We start from the raw sequence: 6,531 nt of genomic DNA, 5'->3' as shown, positions 1-6,531 counted from the left end.
CTACATGGCTGTGTTGTCGATGAACGATCTGCTGAGTCAAGTGGATGTTGATATCGGCCAACTCAAAAACATCGCCGCCAATGCCCTCCCATTCAAAATACCAATCTGAGATGTGTAGATACCAATGTGCTGCGCTCGGGAGAGGTGGCTTGTGGAGAATACGTGACTTTTAACTCTGTTGCCTCTGCTTGCTCCTGTTCAAATTGTCCGAGCAATCGGCCTTTTGGTCTACGAGAGAGAACACCTGCCGAGATTCGGAGTTGTGATTGAATGGGGGCGGCGGCGAGGGGGTGACGGTCGTTTTGGGGCGGGATCTTTAGCAAGATCCACTACGGAGGGTGGGGTGAGGCGGATCGGGCGCGGAATTGATGCGAGGTGCGCCGACGAAGGGCCCGTCCGACCTCTCCCGTGCTGCGCTCGGGAGAGGTGGCTGATGGAGGTGGCGACCGGTGACCCTTGTGTTGGTATCCCTGCCTCTCGCTTCTAGACCTCGTCCCACTTGCTCATCTGCACGTGGATCGTCGGCAGATAGTCATGCTCGGTCCGGCCGCTGGCGTCGTCCCATCGCAACCACTGCTTTAACTGTTGCCCTTCGGGTGAATCGGGCCAGTTCGCGAGGATCTCGATCACGTGACGCCGTGACTGGTCCAAATCCGCAAACGCATCCGGGACGCCCCAATCACCCGCGTAGATACCGGCCAGCATCCAGTGACCTCGCAGTTGCGATGCGGACGGCATTGCCAAATCGATCAACTGCTTGTAGTGCGAGATCGCATCCTCGACGTTACGATCGACCAGCAATGCATGGTCGCCCGCAATTTCTTCGACCAAACTGGTTGCCTGGATCGCCGCTCGATCACGGTACGCTCGTCGCAACGACGACTTCATCTGAGCCATCCGTGCCTTGGCTTCGTCGAGTGCGCCTCGCTGGTAGTCCCGCATCGCTTGATTGAACGCGACGTTGGATAACAGCCAATGCCCAAGTGGATTTCGCGGCTCAGCTTCCACCGCCGCCCGGGCCGATGCTTCGGCGGTTTTCAATAACTGGATCGACTCGTCACTGTCGCCTGCGAACGCCAACGATTGCTCGAGCGATTCGAGCGCCGCTAACAACTCGGACGACGTGGCGGCCGTTTCGGCGATCGGAGATTGCAACATCGCTTTGGACGCACTGCCGATCGCAAGGTTTGCTAATCGAGTCAGCACGGGGTCACGAGAAGGATCCTTGCTGGCCGCCGTCAAAATCACATTGGCGACCTGGCCATAGTCGCCATCAAAGGCAACTTGAATCACCGCTTCGCCATCACGACGCCGATAAGCAGCCGTTTGCACCTGCTGAGTCTGCGGCACAACCGATCCCCACACGACATAGTCTGCGCGAAGGCGTCCAGCGAGTCCGCGAATCGCTTGCGTCTCGGTCATCCCTTCGGCACGCAATCGACGCAATTGACGCTGAATATCCACCGTGCTGACCACACGGACGCCGGGCAAACGGGCAAAACGGTGCCGGATCGCGGTGGCGACTTGGACTGACGATCGATCGGGATCGAATCGAATTCCTTCGATGGGCTCGTGAGGCACCACCGCGATGCTGACGTTCGTGGGAGCCGCAGCCGAACCGTCATCGGTCGCGGCCACCGGCGAATCGGCACGGCGTGCCGCCGCGAGATCAAATTCATTGATCGGAGCCAATTTGGCATACTGGATCTCAGGCCGTTTGCCCGCTTCGATCAATGCGGTTTGGATCGCCGGATACGACAAATCCAACATCACACCACTGGATTGCGACGCAAGTTCACTCATGAATTCACGTGTCTGATCCACCACTTGCTGATACGGTTGGACGTTGTCGTCGCTGCTGGTGCAAAGAATACAATTGATCTGGATTCCACGCTTGCGAGCCAGTGAGACCAACAGTTCGTTGGTAAAGCGGCGGTGGGCTCCCGGAAACTTTGCATCGCGAAAGGTTACCGAATAGGGGGGCGCGTCAGCGAACAACATCACCCACTTGACCACATCAGGGCTGTCCGACCACGGCAATTGAGTGATCGCAGTGTGCAGCCCCACATCGGGAAGCTCGTGGAAAAAGGGCTCGCCCGATTCGGGCTGCAGCGACTCGACCGCCTTATCAATGGTCGCCTTGTCCGCTGTGAACGTTGGTAAAACGATACTGACTTCGCCCGACGGAGAACCATAATCACGATAAACGACGATCGAAGCCCGCACTTGGCCTTTGCGAAAACGCCGCAAGTCTTCGAGCATGCGGTCGATCGACCCTCGCACTCCGGCGAGTTCTGCGGACATCGAATTGGTGCCGTCAATGACCAATGCCACCTCCAACTCGCCTTCGTCGCCGCCCGCCATCTCTAAAAAATTGCGTTGCAGCAATCCCATCGTCTTCCGCTGAGGCACATCCAGCGGCGAAAACATCGTCGAAATTGCTAACGAGGCTGGCGTGGATGTCGTCGGCGTCGTGGTACTGGACGGGGCACTGGACGGGGCAGGGGAGGGCGGTTGCGCCGACGCGGGACCAGCAACACACATCACCACAAGCGACAACCACGCGTAAACGACTGCGAAAAATCCACGCGAAAGCTTCATCCCTATCCTTTTCGATTTATTCATGGCTCGTTATCCCGAGTCGCCGATTCGGAAGCTGCCGTGTACTGCAGCTTCTGTTTTTTGAAGCCACCGTTTGGGTGGCTTCGTTTTCCGAGTCAATGCAAGGCAACAAAGTTCGCCACCCGTTATCATGATAGTCCACAGCCATCTTGGGCGGGGTCGAGCGAGAGAGTAAAAATTAATGACAAGCGTACCGCGTAAAATTGGCATCCGTTGGGGTGCATTGCTATTGCTCTGGATCTACAGCGGCGTGCCCACGTCTGCGCAATTGCCCAGCGAGCAGTCGCTGCCAGGAAAAGGGACGCAGTCGACCGAATTGCCGGCGGAATCCACGTTGCCCGGTACTACGCCCAGCGGTCCAGCAGTACTCGGCCCATTGCCAGGCCAATTGCCAAGTGAAAACCAATTGCCAGGAATCGCGGCCGATCCGCAAGCCTCGGCCCCCAAAGCAATCGATGGCGGCAACGCCCTTCCCGGCGGAATCCAGCCAATTTTGCGACTCGATTACAACGGTCACAGCGGAGGCATTCGAGCGATCGAATTGGCAAATTCGCCGATCGCGGCCAGTGATACCGCAAACAGTGACACCGCAAAGAACAAAGCGGGCGAAACCAACGCGTCAAATGACCAAACACTGCTCACTGCGGGTGAAGACAAAGACTTGCACGTTTGGCGTCGCTCGCCGTTAGGAGATCATCCCTGGAAACATCATCGCACGATTCGGTGGCAGGTTCAACGAGGCCCTCGCGGCCGCATCTACGCCTTGGCCGCCAACGGCAACCAAATTGCGATGGCCGGGCACGGTGCGATGGGATCGCTAGGCGAAATTTGGATCGTCGATGCCATCAGCGGAAAATTGGTGCGACCGCTGGTGGATTTCAACGCAGGCCATCGCCAAGTCGTGGCCTCGCTCGCTTGGTCACCGGGCAATGTCGACGCTGACTCAGCCGAAACGAAATCGGCTGTGTTGGCATCGCAAGATGTCGAAGGCCGAGTGATGACATGGCAATCCGATCAGGACACTGGATTGTGGTCGGGGAAAACGGTGATCCAGCCAGATTCGATTGCCTATGGTGCGGAAATCGCTAGCCAAATTCGTAGCTCACGCGGCTTTGTGCCCGTGACGTTTCGTGGTGACAACGAATTGGTGGTGGCCCACTTCACAGGCCTCACCGAAACCGAAAAAGAAATCGTTGCTCCTACTTGGCAACTGCAACGTATGGACCTTTTCTCTGGCAAAACAAGTTTGTTGGACCAAACCACGTTCGCCTATCACGTCCGCTGTATTGCCGCTGCACCCGATGGCAGTTTGCTGGTGGCTGCGGGTGCCGATGGTACACTCGCGGTTTGGGATTTCGATGACAAACAGGCGGTAACACGGCATCGTCATATCAAAATTGGCGGTCGACCTCTGTTTGTCGACCTTGATGTTTCACATCAACGCCTCTTGGTGGGCACGGACTTCGCAGGAATGCGAAAAGACCAAGCGGTATCGCGACTGCAGCTTTGGGATCTCAGCGGCGACACCCTGATCCTTCGCTCGGAAACCTATCCCCCCACCGCAATCCCCACCGGTCGAATCGACGTTCCGAAAAACCAAGCCATCGTCGCGGTGAACAGCGAAATCCATCTTTACGACATCGACGACGAAGGACGCATTGCTGCGGAGCCTGGCGAAGTGTTGGATTCGCCTGCGATGCCAATTTCGCACGTTGCATTCGCCAAAGAAACATCGCGCTACACGATTGCCTTGACGCGGGGCGACTCGAAAGATTTCACTGATGTGTTTGATTTGTCGGGAATTTCGCTGAAAGGCGACGCGGAGATCAATCCGGACCATTACCTTCCCAACCAACGTCTCCCCAACCGCTGGACCGTGCGCACCGAAGACCAGCAGAACGGAGAGCTTCGTTATCGCCTGTATCGCGATGAGCAACCGTTAGGCATGTTGCCGCTGATACCCGATACCCACGGGGCGTTTTCTGAGATCAGCACGATTGATGCAAAACAGGCGGGCACGGCAGTCGTGGTCGGCACAAAAGGGCGAAACAATTTGTACGTTTACGCGTGTGATGAATCGGATCCACCGCGATTGATTCGTCAGTTTCGTGGACACTCCGGCCGTGTGCGATCAATCTCGGCGTCCGCGGATACACGATTCCTGGCCACCGCTTCGGACGACGCAACGATTGGAATATGGAATCTCGAGAATTTGTTCACCGATTCAGAAAGCATTAACCGCTGGGGTGCCGAATTTGAAATCGAAGATGGAAAACTGATCGCCACGTCGGTGCGTGAGGCAGGACCGCTGTACTTTCGTGGTGTTCGCGAAGGAGACACGTTATCGTCGATTGGATGGGCCGATGCGGTGGGTGATGTGCAAGAAACATCGGATGCTGCCGAAGTCCGAGCGGCATTGTTATCAGTGCCGTTTGACACTTTGGTCCAATTTCGGTTTGCTCGTTTAGGACGTGCCTTGGAAACCGTCTCAAGCTTTCCCGCGTGGCGTCCGCTCGCGACGCTACTTGTCGACCGAGACCGCGAATGGGCGATGTGGACACCGGCGGGTTATTACGATGCCTCGTTCAATGGACACCAACGATTTGGTTGGCAGGTCAATCGCGGCGTGCAGCAATTGCCCGATTTCTTTCGTGCCGCCCAGTTCCGCAAAACACTCGAGCGGCCTGATGTGATTCGGCGATTGTTGGAAACCGGCAGTCTGCCTGCGGCGATGCGTCGCTCGCTCAGCCGCATCGACCCGCCCGTCGGCGACGCTTCGATCGTAAACCAATATCTGACGAAACCTCACATCGAATTGATTTCGCCGCAAGCTGGTGAGCTTGTCCAAGGCGATGAACTTGTCGTTCGCGCCGACATCCGTATTCCGCTGGGGACTCGTCTTGTCGATCCCAAGGCGTTCATCAGTGGTGTCCCTGCCACCGCGAAGCAGCAAGTGTCGGATCAAGTCGACGAAGCCAGTGGGATTCGCAGCTTGGGTTACCAGTGGACCTTTCGTGTGCCGAGTGACCCGCTGTTGCAGCTCGAGGTGATTGCGGCCACCGACACCGATGCGATCGATCGCGTGTTGGTTCGGCTGCCTCATGAACGCATTGATCCACCGCAGCGAAAACCGCAAATGCATCTGCTGGCCATTGGCGTGGGTGACTACAGTGACCCGCAAATTCAATCGCTTGATTTTGCTGCCGGAGCCACCACTGCCGTCGCCGACACGCTGCGAACCGCGGCGGGATCACTGTACAACGTCACCACGGAACAATTGGTCGATGACCAGGCGACTCGGCCGCTCTGGAAAATTTACGCATCCGAGGCGGTCCAGCAATTATCCGAGACGATTTCGCCCGACGATTTGGTGGTGATGTATTTATGTGGGCACGGGCTGCATGATCGGCGGAACGACCAATGGTACTTCGTCACGCACGATGCCGATTATCGGGAATTGATGAACGACCAATACGCCAATTGTTTGTCGTTCGAGGATCTGTCACTCTTGTCGGCGCTGCCATGCCGCAAGCTTGCGATTCTCGATTCGTGTCACAGCGGTGCGGTGCAATCGGCGATGCGAGTGGACGATCTAAAGAGTGCGCTTCGTTGGTTGCAAAACGATGTCGTGATCACGATCACGGCCAGCGAAGGGGACGAAGAAGCGGCCGAAGTGGTCGAGTCGCGATTGGGCCGATTTACCACCCGCTTGATCGAAGCGATCGAGGGAGCTGCTGATGCCGATGGCGACGGCGTCGTCACGCTCGACGAAACGATCGCGTATGTTTCACGGACAGTTGCCGAAGAAAGCCAAGCCGAAGGGATGTCACAACACCCAACGGCCAGTCCGCCGTACTTGCTGGACCATATTCGCTTGCCGCTGAGTGCGGTGAAACGATAGGGCGCTTC

2 protein-coding genes are annotated in these 6,531 nt (G+C 57.0%); one reads left to right on the top strand and one right to left on the bottom strand.

Translation table 11 applies throughout. The features are described from left to right. Positions 1–483: 483 nt before the first annotated feature. On the bottom strand, positions 484–2,625 hold the full coding sequence (locus tag ABEA92_RS16225; RefSeq protein ID WP_345684889.1) for a VWA domain-containing protein: 2,142 nt from the start codon (positions 2,623–2,625) through the stop codon (positions 484–486). 178 nt (positions 2,626–2,803) lie between these two features. On the opposite strand from ABEA92_RS16225, the gene ABEA92_RS16220 reads away from it, so the two are divergent. Continuing rightward, entirely contained in the window at positions 2,804–6,523 is a 3,720-nt protein-coding gene (locus tag ABEA92_RS16220; protein WP_345684888.1) for a caspase family protein, read from the top strand. The last annotated feature ends 8 nt before the right edge of the window (positions 6,524–6,531 follow it).

It is taken from the genome of Novipirellula caenicola (assembly GCF_039545035.1).
Lineage (GTDB): Bacteria > Planctomycetota > Planctomycetia > Pirellulales > Pirellulaceae > Novipirellula > Novipirellula caenicola.
The sequence above is the reverse complement of the archived record's forward strand: the minus strand, read 5'-3'. Positions and strand labels throughout refer to the sequence as shown.